Here is an 18,435-nt window from a genome sequence, read left to right as displayed (position 1 = left end):
AGCATGTCTGAGGAAATCAAGCCCATCACGTTCGGCATCGTCACGTGCTCCGACACGCGCGACCTGACCCAGGACTTCGCGGGCGACGCGCTCGAGAAGCTCATCGCCGAGCAGGGGTGGGTGTGCCGCACCCACACGCTCGTGCGCGACGAGCGCCCGCACATCGCGCAGGCCATCAAGCACTGTGCCGACGACCTGAAGGTGGACGTGGTGCTCACCTGCGGCGGCAGCGGGCTCTCGCTGCGCGACGTGACGCCCGAGGCCACCATGGACGTGTGCGACCGCAACGTGCCCGGCATCGCCGAGGCCATGCGCGCCCACAGCCTGAAGATCACGCCGAACGCCATGCTCTCGCGCGCGGTGTGCATGCAGCGCGGGAGCACGCTCGTGGTCAACCTGCCCGGCTCCACGAAGGCGGCCACCGAGAACTGGGAGGGCATCGTGGGCGTGCTGCCCCATGCCGTGAAGATGACCGCCGGCGGCGGTCACTAGGAGTCCCTGCTGCCTTCCAGATGAGCAGACCCAAATGTGCTGATTGCCGGTACCAAAACGGGTTACTAGCCATGTGGATCATGTTGGCTACCTCTTGTTGCGTGAGGCTAAAACATGCATGACTCACGGGAAGGTCCTGGATGATCTGTCCCTGAGATTAGAGGGTTGTCGTAGCGTAAGAAAAGCCCGACGCATCGGGCTTTCCCAGGTGTCGGCCGAAACCTTCCACCGCTATTAACTGCATTCTACCACGCAAGTCAAGCCCATAGATTCTGATTAGCCATTGCTCACAAACTGTCGGAGAGCGGTTAGCTTGCCTCTCGTACTCGTCTTGATGAGCTTCGAGAATATGTTGATGGGCAGCTCGTTGCGGTACCTTTCGAGGATCATCTCGTACCCCGCTATGAGCTGCTTGCACTCCGTTTTCGTGAACTCCATCCTGCGCATGAGATAGACGAGCAGGATGACGTAATCGGTGATGTCCGTGAAGTCGATCTTGCCGATACCAGTTTCCTGCTTGAGGAGCTGGGCGACACCCGTGTTGATGGAGCCAGATTGGAATCGTACGTCGAGCACAATGCCGTTGTGGGCTATGGCATTGCGGAAATCCTTGAGTGCGAACACGATCTCCTTGAGGCGGAGCTCGGAATCCAGATTGGTGGGCATGCCGAGGTCGCGCACGATGACCGTCTTGACGCGCCTATCGAGACAATCGTAGAACGAGCCGAAGTTTCCAAGCGTCATAACTTCGAAGATAGCCCAGATGGGAATGTCCTTGTCGGCATCGCGGAAGTGGCCGATGACGTCGCGCCCCCTATGACCGTAGATGATGCCGTCGATCTCGCTGCGCAGACGTTGGCGCGTCTCCCACGCCTTGCGGTACGTCCTGCCGGTGTAGCTGCGGTAGTCGGTGAGGCTTCTGCGCCAAATATCCTCGAAGGTCGCCGAACTGGCGTCCCTCAGCACGGCTTCTAGTGTGTAGTTCTTCAACGCGGTCTCGATAGACATGATGCGGGGATAGAACAGCGCTTTGAGCTGCGTGTCAAAGTCGTAGAGATCTGCAACCTGCGAGAAGTTAGTGAGGGGAAGCCTGTTCGAGGCGTTTCCGGCGAAGCGATAGCCTTTGTATCCGTGGTAGTAGCCGATGTTTTTCAGCCGGCGTTTTTGCGTCGAGCCGCCGATGGCGATGCCGCCGTCGCGGAGGTGCTTCATGAGGGAGTTCAGCGTCTTGGGCAATTCGTACTCCTGACGGTTCGTCGTTCATCCGCCTCATTTTACCGCAGGATATTCGAAGTGATGACGCACCGAGCTCTTTTGCTGTGAGCACGAACTGGGAGATGGCAGGAGTTCTCTTGCACGACTTGTGGAAGCTGTCTCGGCGAAGTGGGACGAAAGCTGGGTGGCTCGCCGCCGCTTCAAGGACTCGTCGATCAAGAAGGCGTTCGAAAATCGCTGTCCAGAAGAATCCTGCAGCGACTCCGACGCAATTGCCGTCACCATGGACGTGTGCGACCGCAACGTGCCCGGCATCGCCGAGGCCATGCGCGCTCACAGCCTGAAGATCACGCCGAACGCCATGCTCTCGCGCGCGGTGTGCATGCAGCGCGGAAGCACGCTCGTGATCAACCTGCCCGGCTCCACGAAGGCGGCCACCGAGAACTGGGAGGGCATCGTGGGCGTGCTGCCCCACGCCGTGAAGATGACCGCCGGCGGCGGCCACTAGGGTTCTCCCGCCTCCCGGGCGAGCAGGCCTGCCGGCTCCCAGGCGAGCAGGCCTGCTCGCCCCTACTTCTCGAGGCGCGCGAGGATGGCGCGCACGGACTCCTCGTCCTCGATGCGCGCGACGGCGAAGCTCTTCTTCCCGGCGTCTTTGAGGGAGGCTCCGATGAGATAGCCTTGCGCGCCGTCAAGGACGAGGAAGCGGTCGTGGAAGGCGGTTGTGTGCTCGACTGTGAGCTGCGGGTACTGGGCGTTGAAGGTCTCGACGTCGCGCTGAGTGAGGCGCGTGCCCGGACGGGTCCACACGGTCACGCTCACGCCGTCTTGCTTCTTGGCCAGGACGTTGAGGGTGCCTGCGTCCACGTAGCCGTCGACGAGCACGATGCTGCGCTCGGCGCGCCGCACGAGCGACACCAAAAGCTCGAAGGCGTCCCAGACCTGGCCGTCGAAGAACACCTTCTGCCGCGGCGCCTCGTGGGTGCCCATGTAGTCGAACACCCGCTCGAAGCGCTCGTCGGTTGTCTTTTGGTACTCGAGCAGCTTCAGCTCCACGCCCCGCACCTGCTCGAACATGGCGGCGTTGCCGGCGATGAAGTGGCGCATCTCGACGAAGGCTCGCATTATCTGGACGCTTGCTTGAATGGCGACGTCGCTGCGCAAGACTCCTGACAGCATAGCCACGCCCTGCTCGGTGTAAACGAAGGGCATATATGTTCTGCCGATCTTCGTTTCATGAGATTGACCAGCTAAGATGCCAATTTGGCATCTTAAGTCAGCGAGTTCTTCGCGGGTAAGCTGAAATCGAAAATCTTCGGGAAAGCGGTCTTCGTTGCGCTTGGCAGCACGGTTGAGCGCCCCTGTTTCAACTTGGTACAGCCTCGCCAGGTCGCTGTCCAGCATGACCTGAGTACCGCGTATCGTATATATGAGGTCGCGTATGGCCGACCCGCTCACGGGGACGATTGCGGCCGACGTGCCTTCTTCCGCCTCCATGGGCTCGGCGGACGAGTCCTTCTCTTCGCGTGCCATAGCTTCCGCCCTTTCGCTCCTGGTCTGGTGAGGCGGATTATACCAAGTGGAGGATGCTTGCGACAGGAGCGTTTTCTTCGCTTGGCATCCACTCAGTCGCAGCCACTCAGCGAGTTTTGGTCATCATTTCTGCACCAAGCTGGTGCAGTTGCCTCTCGTCTCTGCGTTGTCAACCTGCTCGACAACCCCAGACCCCCCAGCGCTCCTCCGCCCTTCGCGCGACGAGATCCCGTCCCAGCTCCCAGTTGAACAGGAGTTGTTCGGAGCTGACTTTAACTGCCGCCTTTACCTGCGTGCTACGATAGCGGAGCTTGATCTCGCGAATCCAGTCCGCGTATTCGGCGTCCAGCGACACGTCATGCGACTTGACCATGCGAGGAATTCTTGTGTCGCTCTCAGATGCAGCATCATCAGCCATGGTGCAGCTTCTTTGTCTCGTTCGCGATGCCGTCGCGTACGCGCTCTGCCCTCCTCGGCTCCATGCGCAAACGCAACAACCCGGCAGAGGTGACCTCTTTGCCACGATACTGCGAACGAAGCCATCAATGCAACATTTGCAGCTCGTGGTCAGCCTTCCCGGCCCTGCGAAGGCTGCCACCGAGAACTGGGGGCATCGTGGGCGTGCTGCCCCACGCCGTGAAGATGACCGCCGCCGGCGGCCACTGGGAGTCCTGCCGCCTCCCGGGCGAGCAGGCCTGCCAGCCCCTACCTCTCGAGGCGTGCGAGGATGGCGCGCACGGACTCCTCGTCCTCGATGCGCGCGACGGCGAAGCTCTTCTTCCCCGCGTCCTTGAGGGAGGCGCCGATGAGATAGCACTTGATGCCGTCGATGATGAGGAAGCGGTCGTGGAAGGCAGTTGTGTGCTTGACTGTGAGCTGCGGGTACTGGGCGTTGAATGTCGCGACATCGCGCTGGGTGAGGCTTGCGTGTGGGCGGGTCCATACGGTGACGTTTACGCCGTCGGCCTTCTTTGCCAAGATGTTGAGGGTGCCTGCGTCCACGTAGCCGTCGACCAGCACGATGCTGCGCTCGGCGCGCCGCACGAGCGACACCAGGAGCTCGAAGGCGTCCCAGACCTGGCCGTCGAAGAACACCTTCTGCCGCGGCGCCTCGTGCGTGTTCATGTAGTCGAACACCCGCTCGAAGCGCTCGTCGGTTGTCTTTTGGTACTCGAGCAGCTTCAGCTCCACGCCCCGCACCTGCTCGAACATGGCGGCGTTGCCGGCGATGAAGTGGCGCATCTCGACGAAGGCGTCCATGATGCGCACGCTCACGTCCACGGCGGTGTCGCTGCGAAGCACGGCGGAGAGCATCGAGACGCCCTGTTCGGTGAACACTCGGGGCATGTACCGCCACCAGGAGGTCTGTTTTCCCAGCTCAGGGCGTAAGGTCACAATTTGTGACCTTAGGTCTTCGGCCTCGTCCCGCATGAGCCTAAAGCAGAAGCGCTCGGGGAAGCGCCTGGGGTTCCTCGTGACGGCCTGGTTGAGCGCCTTAGTCTCGACCTGGTACAGCTTCGCCAGATCGCTGTCGAGCATGACCTGGATGCCGCGCACCGTGTATATGAGGTCGCGTATGGCCGGCTCGTTCGCGGAAACGATTGCGACTGACGTGTTTTCTTCCGCCTCCACGGACTCGACGGACAGGCCCTTCTCTTCGTTTGCCATAGCTTCCACCCCTTTCGCTCTCAGTCTGGTGAGGCGGATTATATCAAGCGGGCAAGGCGCTTGTGACCTGTTCGGGGCATAACGCAGGCGGTCTTTCCGATGGACTCGCAGTAGGCGATTGTCTCAGCGTGGTGACGCCACGGCATAAAGCCAAATGTCGCTGGAAAAGCCGTTTCTCCGCCAATCCAGTGGAGATTCCACGTTGCCAACCTGTTCGAGCCGCACAGGGGCCACGCCACCCATTTCCCCAACGAGCTGTTGGAGGAATGGGCTCTCTGTTTCGTTGGCATAGAACTGATACCACTTCTTCATGTACCACAGGTTTGTGGTGTCGAATCCCTTGGCGTCCGGGAACTCGCTTTGCAGGTCGAGGTTCACTTGTTTGACGATGCCGTCGCGTATGCACCCCGACTTCCTTAGCTCCATGCACAAATACAACAGCTCGGCAAAGGTAGCCTTCTTGTCGGGATATTGCGCGTGTAGCTCCTTAGCTGATTGGCTAGAAGCATTCTGTAAGTTTATTTCTTCCTTTGCGTTGCTGCGTATCAAGGTTGCGAGAAGGAGGCACCGACTTCGCCCTTCGTGAGTGCGTGCTCATCAAATTCAAGGGTAGGTAATCATCGGTGAAGACGCACGCTAGAGACCCCACGGATCTAAACGATGAGGCGCGGGAAAGAAGTAGCTGCAGGGGGTGCTGTTCTCCGATATCGCCTGTTTTCTTCCTCGCGCTCGTTTCGGTTTAGCTCTGCATCGGGCTTCACCATTCATCTTACATGGCCTTTCATCGTCAGTCAGGTATAGACGAGCAATGCCTGCACCCAAACTGGCGAAGGCGTAGTTGAGTGATGTCGCAAGCTGGTCAATTAGCAGCAATGCTGAGCTGTCGGCTAATTCGAAACGCAGTATTTCGCGTTAAAATGACTAAAGATTTGCAGGTGCAAGCCGTAAAGGACCGTTCATATGTCGAAACTCAACATCGACCAAAAGACCATCAAAGATCTTCTCACAGCCAAGAAAGCCGATTTCCTCATTCCTGACTACCAGCGTCCCTATGCATGGACCGAAGATGAGTGCGGGACTCTTTGGGATGATCTTTTCGCTTTTGCACTTCCAGGTGAGGGAGAAGAGGAATTTGACGAGAACGAAGAATACTTCCTCGGTCCTATCGTGACATTCCGCAATGCAGATGACAAGTTGGAGATCATCGACGGCCAGCAGCGCCTTACTACCATCATGCTGCTTCTTCGCGCCTTCTGCTCGAAGTTCGAGTTCATGAAGGACGGCGACTCGAAGACCATGCATGCTGATCTTGAGACCTGCATCTGGAAAACAGGCGCCCTCAACAAGGTCGACAAGACAAAGCTCAAGATCGATTCCGAAGTCGCCTCAGACAAGGACAAGGAGGAGTTTCTTTCCATCCTCAGCACCGGAGAAGTCAAGGTTGGCCAGAAGAGTAAGTATGCCAAGACGTTTGTCTTCTACCAGGACAAGATCTCTGAACTCGTGAGCAAGTATCCGACATACGTGGCCATCTTTGTCTGGCGTATCCTCAATAACGTGATCCTTCTGCCCATTGAGGCCGAATCCCAAGGAACGGCTCTCCGCATCTTCTCGACGCTCAATGACCGCGGTTTGCCACTGTCTGACGCGGACATTTTCAAGTCGCAGTTCTACAAGTTCTTCTCCGATCGCAACGAGAAGGACCGATTTATAGAGCGCTGGAAGGCGCTAGAGGACATTACCGACAAGATTTTCAAGCCGTCACGTGGAACGCCTATGGACGAGCTCTTCACACGCTATATGTATTACGAGCGCGCCAAGCAGGGCAACCGCAACACCACGACCGAGGCCCTGCGCGACTTCTACGAACGCGACTCGTACAAATTGCTCAAGTCCGAGGAGACGCTTGAAAACCTTGAAGCTCTCGCGGCGTTCTGGATGGCCGTATCCGAGCAGGACGACCAGCTGTTCTCCAAGCGGGTGCTTCGCCGGCTTTTCGTTCTCAGCTATGCACCGAACGGCATGTGGGCCTATATCGTTTCTGTTTGGTTCATGACCCACAAGGATAAGGAAGACAAGCTCGACGAGGTCGAATTCTACGAATTCCTGCACAAGATAACAGCCTTCATCTGGGCCTATGCGATTGAGCGTCCGGGTGTCAACTCGCTTCGCACGCCTGTATACCCCGAGCTCATCCGTATCGTCAAAGGCGAGGAGGTTGAATTTGCCGAGCATCGCTTCGACCACGAGGCGCTGCGCGGTCGCTTCATGGCCTACGCCTTTAATAATGGCCGCCCCATTACGCGCTCCATGCTTGCATGGTGGGCTTTCGAAGATGAGGGTCAGCCGCTTCTCGAACTGAACACGGTTTTTGAGATCGAGCACATCTATGCAAAAAAGCGCGCGGAGGTCGAGAACGGTGACAAATCGAAGCTCGAAGCCCTAGGCAACAAGGCGCTGCTCGAGAAGCGCATCAACATCCGCGCATCAGACTACCGCTTCGAGGACAAGAAGAAATACTACCGAGGCTTCGAGAGCGCGCGCGGGTATCGCGAGGGCACGGGCAACCGCGAACTCTTGTTGATGGCCGACGGCCAAGTCGACTTCACGATGCAGGAAATCGACGATCGCACTGAACGGATCATCGATTCCTTCATGGAATACCTTGGTGCAAACAGCTTGCTGCTGGCCTAAAGCTACTCGTCGTCAAATTGTGCCGGGTTGCCTCTGGTGGCCCGGTTTTATTTTCCTATTGGTCGCACTATGAGAAACGGGTAGATGCCAGGGGCGGAGAGAGCGAACCGGTCTGCATAGATGACGAGATACCGTTCGAGATTCCTGAGAGCTGGGAGTGGGTGCGGCTGGAGTCGATTGCCTCTGTTTTGAATGGCGACAGAGGAAAAAACTATCCAGCAAAATCAAAACTGACTACGGAGGGCATTCCGTTTGTCAGCGCAGTGAACATCAACGATAGCATCGTGATCGAAGACCAGATGCTCTATATGACAGACGCGCAATTTGGAGCCTTGCGAGCAGGCATCCTTCAGCGCAATGACATTGTTTTCTGCATTAGGGGATCGCTTGGCAAGTTCGGAATCTTTCCGTTTGAAAACGGCGCTATCGCGTCATCGCTCGTAATAGTCCGACCTTTTATTTCGCTGGATACCCTTCGACGCTTTCTGCTCGCTTTGTTTGATGCTCCGATAACAGCTGCGAGCATCCGCAGTTATGACAACGGGACTGCACAGCCCAATCTCGCCGCAAAGAGCTTTGAGCAGTTCTTGTATCCAATGCCGCCGGCCGAAGAACAAGCGCGCATTCTGCAGCGGATTGCTGAGCTGGCCCTGCTCGTAGACGACTACGGCGCCCTCGAAGACTCCCGCGAACGTCTCGACGCGGAGCTTCCCGACAAGCTCCGCAAGTCGATCCTGCAACTTGCCGTGCAAGGCAAGCTCGTCGAGCAGGATCCCTCTGACGAGCCCGCATCAGCCCTTCTCAATCGCATCTGGGCCGAGCGCGCGCAGCTTATCAAGGAGAAGAAGCTCAAGGCCCCCAAGGGAGGCAAGTCGGTCATCTACCGCGCTTCCGATGGCGGCTACTATGAGAAGCGCATCGACGCCAAAGGCCACGAGTCCGACCCTGTCTGCATAGACGATGAGATCCCATTCGATATCCCCGATAGCTGGGAGTGGGCGCGGCTTGAGAGCGTAACGACCTACATTCAACGTGGTAAGTCGCCAAGGTACTCCCCTGTCAAGAAGTACCCGGTTGTTGCGCAGAAGTGTAACCAATGGTCAGGTTTTTCGCTTGAGCTCGCAAAGTTCATTGACCCGAGTACGGTCGATTCATATGCAGCAGAGCGCATTCTTCAAGACGGCGACCTTCTCTGGAACTCGACCGGATTGGGGACACTGGGCCGAATGGCGATCTACGATGCGTCTGTGAACGAGTACGGGTGGGCAGTTGCCGATAGTCACGTTACTGTTATTCGAACGCTGCAAGACTGGCTTAATTGCCGCTTTGCTTTCGCATATTTTACAGGACCTTCTGTGCAGTCAGTTATTGAGGATCAAGCGAGTGGTAGTACGAAGCAGAAGGAGCTGTCTCAGGATACCGTGCGAAGCTACCTCATTCCGATTCCGCCTCATAGGGAGCAGTTAAGGATTGTCGCGAAGCTCGAAAAGGTGCTCTCACAACTCACCAATCAATAGCTGCATCAACTGCGGCGCGCTGCTCCGAGGCAGTGCGCCGCAGGTAGATACGCGTCGTCTCAAGGCTTTCGTGTCCCATAAGGTCGGCGAGAAGCGAAATGTCAGGGTTGCGCTCGATGAAGTTCTTGGCAAAGCGATGTCGGAAAGAATGAGGATACACAACATCCTGGTTGATACCATACTTCTCGGCGTAACGTTTGAGTCCCATGGATATGCCCCTCGATGTCATGGGCTTGTCGCCGTTACTAGCAAACAGGTAACCATCGGTACGTTCAGACATATCGAGCCAATCCTCCGCATCGTGCTGTAGCCGCGATGGGATGTAGATACGTCTGAGCTTTTGACCTTTCGAGATGATGTCGAGATGCCCGATGCGCACTGACTCCACTGTGAACATGCGCAGCTCGCTGATGCGGGCGCCTGTGCACGTGAGAAAGCGGACAACGTAATGCCAGAACAGCTCGCCATCTTGGAGAAGCGCATCCCGCATGAGCACGTATTCCTCTTGACTGATGACGTTATCGAGATAGGGTTTTTGCTGGATGCGCAGGCTTTTTAATCGGATGCCTTGAAATTCCGTAAAGTCCAGATATGAGTTTATGGCCGTGATTCTCAGGTTCACCGTCTTGGCGGCGAAGTGTGCGGCCAGCCAGTCTTTGTGAGCGAGCAGCCCTTCATTGGTCAGTTTTGTTCCGAAACGTTCGTTTAGCTGCCGAATCGCAAACAGGTACGATTCGACCGTGTATGCCGAGAATCCCTTCTCGACCAGGTAGGTTCTGTAATCCTCCATGCAAGACTCCTTTCGTCCGACATGGAGGATTGTTTAGCCTAAGGCAGCTAATAGTTCCTTGCTGCGGCTGACTATGCGCCTTTGCTCTTCAGTCGGCGGTATGGCTATAAGGAAATTGCCAATCCTGCCGGCTGAGAGATGAACGATGATGTTGCCGCTTGCGGCAGCCGTCCTTTGCAATCGCATATAAGGAGCGTTCATGCAAAGCATGGCAAAGTTACCATCTACATAGTTACCCTTCAACGCGAGAAGGTCTCCACCGAAGGCGATAGCCTTTCCTGTGTTGTTGACAACCGTCCGCCCGATGTCGATGTCGTTCTCTCCTGTAAGCGTCGCAACTATCTCGCCGTTGAGGAGCTTATGGGCCCTATTGTAGACATCTAAGTTCGTATGCGAAGCCGGCACGGCGATCTCGGTCCTATACGTCGTATAGAGCTCGCCATAACGAACACACGGCTCACCTGTTTCGGTTATCTCGGTTCTCTTGATTCCTGAGCCACGTACGAGATTGAACACTGAGGAGATCCGAGCCCACTCCCAGCTATCGGGGATATCGAATGGGATCTCATCGTCTATGCAGACAGGGTCGGACTCGTGGCCTTTGGCGTCGATGCGCTTCTCATAGTAGCCGCCATCGGAAGCGCGCCAGATAACCGACTCGCCACCCTTGGACGCTTTGGCCTTCTTCCCCTTGACGAGCCGGGCGCGTTCGCTGCGGATTCGCTCTAGCAGTACGGACGCGGGCTCGTCGTCCGGGTCCTGCTCGACGAGCCCGCCCTGCACGGCGAGCTGCAATATTGACTTGCGCAGGCGATCGGGTAGCTCGGCGTCAAGTGTCTCGCGCGTTTCCTCGAGAGTACCGTATTCGGTAATCAAGGGCATCAGGTCAGCAGCGCGCTCGGAGATCCTTTTCTGTTCTTTTATCGGAGGTATCGGCACAAGAATTGCGTTTAAGGCAGTTTGGTTTGTCTTTGGCATCTTTACACGCGTATCACCTTTAAGCGTCTCGTGCGTAAAGTAATCACCGAGCAGGAAAGCCATAGCGTAATGAACGTTAAGGCACGTGCTCAGCGGGTACACATCTGCGCTACAGAGGCCATCACATGGCGCAATAACGACCTTCCTTAATCCCGGGCGAATCTTTGAATAGAGTAGCTGTCCCTTGTGGAAGAGATGGTTGCTGCTTTTAACCTCGTCCTCAGCAACTGTACGAAATGGGAGCAGTTTACCCGATTCTTTCTCGATGCTATCCGGAGCGATATGTGGCATAGCCCCATAGGCGTTTGGCTGAACGAGATTTGATGTGATCGTGATTACTGTTTCAAATCTTGCCCACGTCCAGCTCTCGGGGATCTCGAACGGGATCTCATCCTCGATACAGACTGACTCGCCCTTGCCGCGCTTCTCATAGTGCGACCCATCGGAACCACGATAGATGATCGATTCGCCATTTTTTGGAGCCTTGATCTTTTTCTCCTTGATGAGCTTCGCTCGTTCGGCGCGGATGCGCTCAAGAAGCACGGAGGCGGGCTCGTCGTTAGGGTTCTGCGGTACCAGCTTGCCTTGCACGGCTAGCTGCAAAATCGAATTGCGGAGGTCTTTGGCCTTCATCTAAGCCTCGATTCCAAGGATCTCGCAGATTTGGGCGAGCTTCGCATCTATCTCGGCATCAAGTTTGGTTCGCTCGGCACGGTAGTTGCGGATGAGCTCGTCAGGTGGCAGGATCTCTTCTTCCTCATGCGGATAACCGCATAAGTCGAAGTTGTAGCCGCCAGCCGCCAGCTCGTCCACCGCGTATCGCTTGGCTTTCGGTCCGTCTGGCAGCTCGATCTCCTTGCGCTTGGCCCACCATTCGCGTACGTGGCTGAAATGCTCGTCCCGAATCGGCTTGGTCTTCGAAAAATGCTTGTACCCCTCTGGCATGTCCATGCGGTAGAACCACACGCCGTCACTCTTGTCCGTGTTGTCGAAGAACAGGATGTTGGTCGTGATGGACGTGTAAGGCGCGAACACGCTCTGCGGCATGCGCACCACGGTGTGCAGGTTGAACTCCTCCACGAGGCGGCGCTTGATTTCCAGTTTGGCTGAATCCTGTCCGAACAGGAATCCGTCGGGGATGATGACCGCCGCGCGACCGTTTCTCTTGAGCCGGTAGAGAATGAGCGCTAGGAAGAGGTCAGCTGTCTCGGAGCTGCGTAGTGCTGTGGGGAAGTTGCCCTGGATGGACGCCTTCTCCGACCCGCCGTAAGGCGGGTTCATCAGCACTATGTCGAACTGGCCACCCTTCTGGTGCTTGTAGTCGCGAATGTCATGGTCGAGCGAGTTACCGTGAAAGACGTGCGGCGAGTCAATATCGTGCAGGAGCATGTTCGTCACACATAGCAGATAGGGCAGCTGCTTCTTTTCCATACCGTAGATGCTGTTTGAGTACGCTATCTGGTCCGCAGGCGTCTTTATCTGAGGTGTCAGCAGCTTGAGCGCGCTCGTAAGGAAGCCGCCTGTGCCACATGCGAAGTCCGCCACGCTTTCGCCCAGCTTGGGGTCGAGCATTTCGGCCATGAAGTCAGTGACAGCGCGGGGAGTATAGAATTCACCTGCGTTGCCGGCGGATTGCAGATCTTTCAATATCGTCTCGTAGATCTCACCGAAAGCGTGACGCTCTTTGTACTCGGTGAAATCGACGGCGTTGTCAATCTCGTTGACCACCTGGCGCAGCAGGATGCCGTCCTTCATATAGTTGTTGGCATCGGTGAAGGCTGCCTTCACGACGACCTGCCGAAGTGGCGCACTAGGTCCCAGCTCCAGGCCGCTCAAGGTTGGGAACAGCTCGTTGTTCACGAATCGCAGCAACTCGTCGCCGGTAAGGGCTTTGCCGTCCAGGTGATCGACGGCCCAGCTATGCCAACGAAGCCCCTCGGGGATGACGGACTCGTAATCGTTGTCGTAAAGCTCCCATTCCTCCTCTTTTGCGTCGTAGATCTTGAGGAAGAAGAGCCAGGTCATCTGCTCGATGCGCTGGGCATCACCGTTCACGCCAGCATCGTTGCGCATGATGTTCTGCAGGGTCTTAACCAAAGAGCCGAGTGCCATATAGTTCCCTTCTTGCTATGCAGAGTAGAGTGCGTTTTCGAGACCTTGCGCGGCCTCCACGAACTTGTCTTTTCCGCCGAACACCTTGACTATTGTCACAGGGCTGCCGAACTGGCGAAACTCCTCAAGGCTGAGAATTCGGGCGTCGTCCAGATCGACGAGATTAGAGGTCGCGAACTTGTCGAGCAGTGCTTCCAGCACCTCACGGGCAACGCCCTCGTACTCGTAGAGGTATCCGGCCTTCTTGACGTTGTTCGCCCTTTCGCTGCGTGTGAGCGGCTTTGCGTCGTAGGCGACATGACAGATCAGGTCAAAATCGCCCATTTCGTGCTGACCTGACTCGCGGCGCAGTTCATTCAAGAACACGCCCCGTTCCGTTAGCTCGTCAATGATGGCCTGCTTACGGTCTTCGGCGTTCCACGCGATGAGGAAGTGGTCTAGCGTGTCATACTCGCCGAGGATGTTCTTGCGCGTGTAGTCCCTCAGGCTTTCCGTGACGAGCTCGCCGTTCGTGGAATAGTATTCGACGCGCTCGGATACGATGTGCACGGGGACGCCGGATACGTAGTACTTTGCACGACCGTGGGCCTCGTTGCCGTTGCCGTTGCCGTTGCCCGGCCAGGCTGGCGGGTCCGGAACAGGCGTAATGGCAGGGGGCGAAACTGGCGGGTTGATCGGTTCGTTAGACGCCGGCTCGTATATTTGAACCGGCTCTCCGTCGAACGTTGGGTCGGCGAACAAGCGCGAGGCGTCGCGGAAGTCGAGTATGGTGAAGTACAGCTTCCCGTACGATTCGCAGATACGGGTCCCGCGCCCGACTATTTGCTTGAACTCGGTCATGCCCGCCTCTCCGAAAATGTTGTCGAGCACGATGACCTTGCACGTCTTGCAGTTCACGCCCGTGGTGAGAAGTTTCGATGTAGTCACGATGGTGGGAAACGTCTCGTCAGGGTCAATGAATGTTTCAAGCTGATCTTTGCCCTCTTTTGAGTCTCCCGTTATGCGTATGATGTAGTTCGGATGCTCGGCCACGATATCGCTGTTCTCGTTGACGAGAGCCTGTCGCATGCGCTCGGCGTGATCGATGTCTACGCAGAATACGATGGTTTTGGAATAACGGTCGGTTTCCCTGAGGAACTGCGTCACCTTTTTGGCGACCTCCTCGGTACGCTCTTTAATGACCATGTCTCGGTCAAAGTCGTATTTCTCGTATACGCGGTCCTCGATGATCTGGCCCTTGTCGTCTGCCGTGCCTGCGATGGGCCGGTATCCGTATACATCGACGTTGAGCTTCGGCCGCACGACCTTGTAAGGTGCGAGGAATCCGTCCTCGATGCCCTGCTTGAGCGAGTAGGTATAGGCAGGCTCGCCGAAGTAGTCGATGTTCGATACATCCTCGGTCTCCTTGGGCGTTGCCGTCATGCCGATCTGAATGGCGGGGTTGAAATACTCGAGTATCTTGCGCCAAGCCGAATTTTCCGAGGCGCTGCCACGATGGCACTCGTCCACGATGATGAGGTCGAAGAAGCTCTTGTCGAAGGCTCTGAATATCTCCTCATCGTTCTCGCCGACGAGCTGCTGGTACAACGCGAAGTACACTTCGTAGGCGGGGTCGAGTTTGCGGTGCTCCACCTTCGTGGTCACCTTTTGCAGAGGCTTGAAGTCGCCGTCCTTCGTCTGATCGATCAGAATGTTGCGATCTGCCAGATAAAGCACCTTGCGGGCAGCTCCGATGCTGCGCAGGCGGTGCACAATCTGGAAGGCAGTGTAGGTCTTGCCCGTGCCGGTAGCCATGACTAGCAGTACGCGCTTTCCGCCCTTGGCTATTGTCTCGATGGTGCGATTGACCGCGATGCGCTGATAGTAGCGGGGAACGTTGCCGCCGTGCTCGTAATAGTAAGGGCTGGTGACGGCTTCCTCCATTCTTTTGTCATAGAGCCCCTTTGTGGCGCAGTACCGGTCCCAGAGGTCTTCTGGCGTTGGGAACTCGTTCATCCCGAAGCTGCGCTCTTTGCCGGTAAAGAAGTCATGCTCGATGAAGCCCTTGCCGTTGCTGCTGTAAGCGAAAGGCACGTCGAGGGATTGCGCGTAGCCCATAGCCTGCTGCAAGCCTGCGCCAATGCTGTGCTCGGTGTCCTTCGCCTCAACGATGGCGATGGGAACGTCGGGAGCGTAAAGGAGAAGATAATCCGCCTTCTTGGGCTTCTTGCGTGACGTCATACGGCTGCGAACGACGATCTCGCCATCAGTGAAGTAGTACTCAGTGCGGATTTGGTCGAGCTTCCAGGCCTTCTTGAGCGCCGGGTCTATGAGCTTGAGCCTCGTATCGGATTCGTTCATGCCGTTAGCCTCCCTCACTCAGCTCTTGGATCATGCATGTACGTGCGAAAGCGTTAAGGCTTATGTCGCGAGGCGGAGCGGATTCCTTTGCCGGGTCGTGAAAGTTACTCGGGATCCCAATGGCCATAGGCACGACGCTGTCGTCTGTCAGGAACGCCTGCGCCTTGGGATCTTTCGCCTCGCCCTCGATAAGCCGGGGATACTTCATCGCACGCCCTTCCGCCTCATGCGTAATGCAGTACATCATCAGCAATCATTCTATCAGAGGGTGAGTCACCAAATCTTATATAAGCTAGCCGCTAATACCTAAGGGGACGGTGAAAGCCGAAAGTCGTTCGGATAGGCGTGAAGAAAAGACCGATATTGCCGAGAGTGCCGCGATCGTATCGAGCATCCCTCCCGGTTCTTTTCGAGGTCCATATGATGTTCGCCGGCTTCTGTGAGGCTGCTCGTGAGGCTCAGCATGCGGCTTCGCCATCTGGCTTAGGTGCTACGCGTTCAAGCAGATAACTCGACACCGCGAGCGTTCCGAAGATTCTGTCGCCCCACACCTCGTAGGTTCGTGCCACTCCGCTGCATTGGAGTCGCGGGTGGGGTGCCGATGGCCCTGTTCCGTAAGCAGCAAGCCATGCCCCGTCGTCCTTGCGTCCTGTGAGCCCCGCCCTGCGTTGCGTTCGGGGCGGGGCTTTTGCGCTATACTGCTGGGATGTGATTCGGCGAGCCGCTGCCTTGCGCGCAGCGGCGCAGGTGTAAGGCGAGAGGAACATGAGCGACATTCCCAACGGATTTACCAGCAGGCCCCGCCACGACGCGGGCTTCGTCTCGGCGAGCGACGCCATCAAGAAGGCAGAGGCCGAGGCGGCCGCGAAGGCCGCGAGCGCCTCGCGCGACGCATCGGCTTCCCGCGCGGCGAGCGCCGGCTGGCAGGTGCCCGGCATGCGCGACGGCGAGGGCAAGCCCGAGGGCGTCTGGGGGAAGCCCTCCGCCCCGACGGCGTCTCGGAGCATGGGCCAGTTCCTCACCGCGTCCGAGGACGAAGGCGCCGCCCCCAGCTTCGACCCCGACAAGCTGGCCACCATCCCCGAGGCCGACCGCCGCTGGGCGTGGGTCGAGATCGACCTCTCCGCCATCCGCCACAACGCCATGGCGGTGAAGAGCCGCCTCGCGCGCGGCTGCCGCCTCATGGCCGTGGTGAAGGCCGACGCGTACGGCCACGGCGCGGTGCGCTGCGCCAAGACGGCGCTCAACTCGGGCGCGGAGTACCTGGGCGTGGCTACCGTCAACGAGGCCGTGCAGCTGCGCGAGGCGCTGGTGAACGCGCCCATCCTCATCCTGGGCGAGCCCCCGATCTCCTCCATCCCGCTGCTCCTGGCGTACAAGATCATGCCGAGCGTCTACACCGCGGAGTTCGCCATCCAGTACGCGGAGGCGGCCGACTCGCTGGGTTTGCGCGCACCGTTCCACCTCAAGGTGAACACGGGCATGAACCGCATCGGCGTGCGCCACGACGAGGTGGTGGCCTTCATGCACCAGGTGGGCTTCCACCGCGCGCTCGACCTGGTGGGCACGTTCACGCACTTCGCCACAGCCGACTGCGCCGAGACGCTCGACTTCCAGATCCAGGCGAAGCGCTTCCTCGAGGCGGTGAACGCCCTGCGCGCCGCCGGCGTCGACCCGGGCATCGTGCACGCGGCCAACTCGGCGGCGGGCATCCGCTACCCCGAGGTCCACTTCGACATGGTGCGCCTGGGCATCTCGCTCTACGGCTTCTACCCGTGCCCCGAGACGTACGGGGAGATCGACCTGCGCCCCGCCATGAGCGTGCACGCGCGCGTCACCGACGCCAAGCTCGTGCCCATGAGCGAGGGCGTGAGCTACGGCATGCGCTACCGCAGCCCCGGCTCGGTGAAGATCTGCACGGTGCCCATCGGGTACGCCGACGGCCTGCGCCGCGGGCTGTCCGGCAACACCGACTTCATCGTAGACGGCAAGGCGTTCCGCCAGGTGGGCAACATCTGCATGGACCAGTGCATGTTCGAGGTCGATCTGCGCACCTACGCCACGCGCCGCCGCGTGGACCCGCAGATCGGCGACGAGGTGCTCATCGTGGGCGAGGCGGGTGATGCCGTGGTGACCATCGACGAGATGGCCGACAAGCTGGGGACCATCCAGCACGAGATCGCCATCGGGTTCGGCTGCTCGCGTCTGCCGCGCATATATCGCTAAAGCGATATATGCGCCCTGCCGCGCGCCGCTGCGGCCTCGCACGGCCTCTCACGGCTTCGATAGCCTTCGCCGTCGCTGCGAGCGACCCGAGAGCGCTCAAAACCTGCAGAGCAAAGGAAGGGAAGGGGCATGGGGATTCCCAAACCGCATATTCCGCTTGAGCAGATCCGCGCGGACGTGGAGGCGTGCCGCCGCTGCCCTCTGGCTGACGGGCGCACGCAGGCGGTGTTCGGCGTGGGCAACCCGAACGCGCGCGTGCTCATCGTGGGCGAGGCGCCGGGCAAGAACGAGGACCTGCAGGGCGAGCCGTTCGTGGGCGCTGCGGGCAAGTACCTCAACGAGCTTCTGGGCATCGCGGGCCTCACGCGCGACGACGTGTTCATCGCGAACGTGCTGAAGTGCCGCCCGCCGGGAAACCGCGACCCGCGTCCCGAGGAGATCGAGCTGTGCACGCCGTTTCTGCGCGAGCAGACGCGCACCATCGACCCGGAGTTCATCGTGACGCTGGGCAACTTCTCGACGAAGTTCATCCTCAAGACCGAGGTGGGCATCACGCGCCTGCACGGCACGCTGCAGCGCGCCGGCCGCTTCAAGGTGTTCCCGATCTTCCACCCGGCCGCCGCCCTCTACGACGGCAGCAAGCGCCTCGCGCTGGAGAACGACTTCGCCACCCTGGGCGAGCTTCTGGGAACCCGCCCGCCGCGCGCGGCGGAAGGCGCCCCGGAGCAGTAGGCGCGTTGGGCGACCCGCAAGCCGCGGGTGGCGTTTGGCGGGTCGCGTAAGCCGCAGGCTGCGAGCCGGCGTCTGGCGCCCGCGCAATGACGGGCCGGCGTCTGGTGCCCGCGCAACGGCGGGCCGGCGCGTGCGCGC

The 18,435-nt window shown here is 58.5% G+C and carries 14 protein-coding genes and 1 pseudogene; 6 read left to right on the top strand and 9 right to left on the bottom strand.

Annotated features, from left to right (window positions below; translation table 11 throughout):
• Positions 1-3: 3 nt before the first annotated feature.
• The gene (locus G7Y50_RS03415) at positions 4-492 is read left to right on the top strand and encodes a molybdenum cofactor biosynthesis protein B (RefSeq protein WP_165056335.1); all 489 of its coding nucleotides are present in this window, start codon (positions 4-6) and stop codon (positions 490-492) included.
• A gap of 276 nt (positions 493-768) precedes the next feature.
• On the opposite strand, the gene G7Y50_RS03410 is transcribed toward G7Y50_RS03415, so the two are convergent.
• On the bottom strand, positions 769-1,728 hold the full coding sequence (locus G7Y50_RS03410) for an Abi family protein (protein ID WP_165056338.1): 960 nt from the start codon (positions 1,726-1,728) through the stop codon (positions 769-771).
• Between the two features lie 259 nt (positions 1,729-1,987).
• On the opposite strand from G7Y50_RS03410, the pseudogene G7Y50_RS03405 reads away from it, so the two are divergent.
• Positions 1,988-2,215 (top strand): annotated as a pseudogene (locus tag G7Y50_RS03405) (molybdenum cofactor biosynthesis protein B); the annotation flags it as partial.
• 62 nt (positions 2,216-2,277) lie between these two features.
• On the opposite strand, the gene G7Y50_RS03400 reads toward G7Y50_RS03405, so the two are convergent.
• From G7Y50_RS03400 to G7Y50_RS03385, 4 genes are all read right to left on the bottom strand, one after another.
• Complete coding sequence (locus tag G7Y50_RS03400; protein WP_165056341.1) at positions 2,278-3,240, bottom strand: ORF6N domain-containing protein; 963 nt, start codon at positions 3,238-3,240, stop codon at positions 2,278-2,280.
• Between the two features lie 169 nt (positions 3,241-3,409).
• Positions 3,410-3,658: a DUF1016 domain-containing protein gene (locus G7Y50_RS03395; protein ID WP_165056344.1), complete on the bottom strand. Its 249-nt coding sequence runs from the start codon at positions 3,656-3,658 to the stop codon at positions 3,410-3,412.
• A gap of 287 nt (positions 3,659-3,945) precedes the next feature.
• Positions 3,946-4,908, bottom strand: coding sequence for an ORF6N domain-containing protein (locus G7Y50_RS03390; protein ID WP_165056346.1), 963 nt, complete (start codon positions 4,906-4,908; stop codon positions 3,946-3,948).
• A 123-nt stretch (positions 4,909-5,031) separates the two neighbouring features.
• Positions 5,032-5,334, bottom strand: a complete 303-nt coding sequence (locus G7Y50_RS03385; RefSeq protein ID WP_165056379.1) for a DUF1016 N-terminal domain-containing protein — start codon at positions 5,332-5,334, stop codon at positions 5,032-5,034.
• A 534-nt stretch (positions 5,335-5,868) separates the two neighbouring features.
• On the opposite strand from G7Y50_RS03385, the gene G7Y50_RS03380 reads away from it, so the two are divergent.
• Together G7Y50_RS03380 and G7Y50_RS03375 are read left to right on the top strand one after the other, a co-directional pair.
• Positions 5,869-7,602, top strand: a complete 1,734-nt coding sequence (locus G7Y50_RS03380) for a DUF262 domain-containing protein (protein ID WP_165056349.1) — start codon at positions 5,869-5,871, stop codon at positions 7,600-7,602.
• Between the two features lie 17 nt (positions 7,603-7,619).
• Positions 7,620-9,119: a restriction endonuclease subunit S gene (locus G7Y50_RS03375; protein WP_165056351.1), complete on the top strand. Its 1,500-nt coding sequence runs from the start codon at positions 7,620-7,622 to the stop codon at positions 9,117-9,119.
• Here the strand turns inward: G7Y50_RS03375 and G7Y50_RS03370 are convergent.
• The 4 genes from G7Y50_RS03370 to hsdR are packed head-to-tail and all read right to left on the bottom strand — an operon-like array spanning position 9,106 to position 15,339.
• Positions 9,106-9,909 (bottom strand): tyrosine-type recombinase/integrase, encoded by an 804-nt coding sequence (locus G7Y50_RS03370; protein WP_165056353.1) that lies wholly within the window; start codon positions 9,907-9,909, stop codon positions 9,106-9,108. The genes G7Y50_RS03375 and G7Y50_RS03370 overlap by 14 nt on opposite strands.
• Positions 9,910-9,942: 33 nt before the next feature.
• Positions 9,943-11,520 carry a restriction endonuclease subunit S gene (locus tag G7Y50_RS03365; protein ID WP_165056355.1) on the bottom strand — a complete coding sequence of 526 codons (1,578 nt, stop codon included), beginning with the start codon at positions 11,518-11,520 and terminating at the stop codon, positions 9,943-9,945.
• Complete coding sequence (locus G7Y50_RS03360; RefSeq protein WP_165056357.1) at positions 11,521-12,999, bottom strand: class I SAM-dependent DNA methyltransferase; 1,479 nt, start codon at positions 12,997-12,999, stop codon at positions 11,521-11,523.
• 15 nt (positions 13,000-13,014) lie between these two features.
• Positions 13,015-15,339: an EcoAI/FtnUII family type I restriction enzme subunit R gene (hsdR, locus tag G7Y50_RS03355; protein WP_165056360.1), complete on the bottom strand. Its 2,325-nt coding sequence runs from the start codon at positions 15,337-15,339 to the stop codon at positions 13,015-13,017.
• 1,005 nt (positions 15,340-16,344) lie between these two features.
• On the opposite strand from hsdR, the gene alr reads away from it, so the two are divergent.
• Complete coding sequence (alr, locus tag G7Y50_RS03350; protein ID WP_370457975.1) at positions 16,345-17,565, top strand: alanine racemase; 1,221 nt, start codon at positions 16,345-16,347, stop codon at positions 17,563-17,565.
• Between the two features lie 135 nt (positions 17,566-17,700).
• Positions 17,701-18,297: a uracil-DNA glycosylase family protein gene (locus G7Y50_RS03345; RefSeq protein ID WP_165056381.1), complete on the top strand. Its 597-nt coding sequence runs from the start codon at positions 17,701-17,703 to the stop codon at positions 18,295-18,297.
• The last annotated feature ends 138 nt before the right edge of the window (positions 18,298-18,435 follow it).

The organism is Adlercreutzia sp. ZJ176 (genome assembly GCF_011038975.1).
Classification (GTDB): domain Bacteria; phylum Actinomycetota; class Coriobacteriia; order Coriobacteriales; family Eggerthellaceae; genus CAAEEV01.
This window is presented reverse-complemented; position numbering and strand designations above follow the sequence as displayed.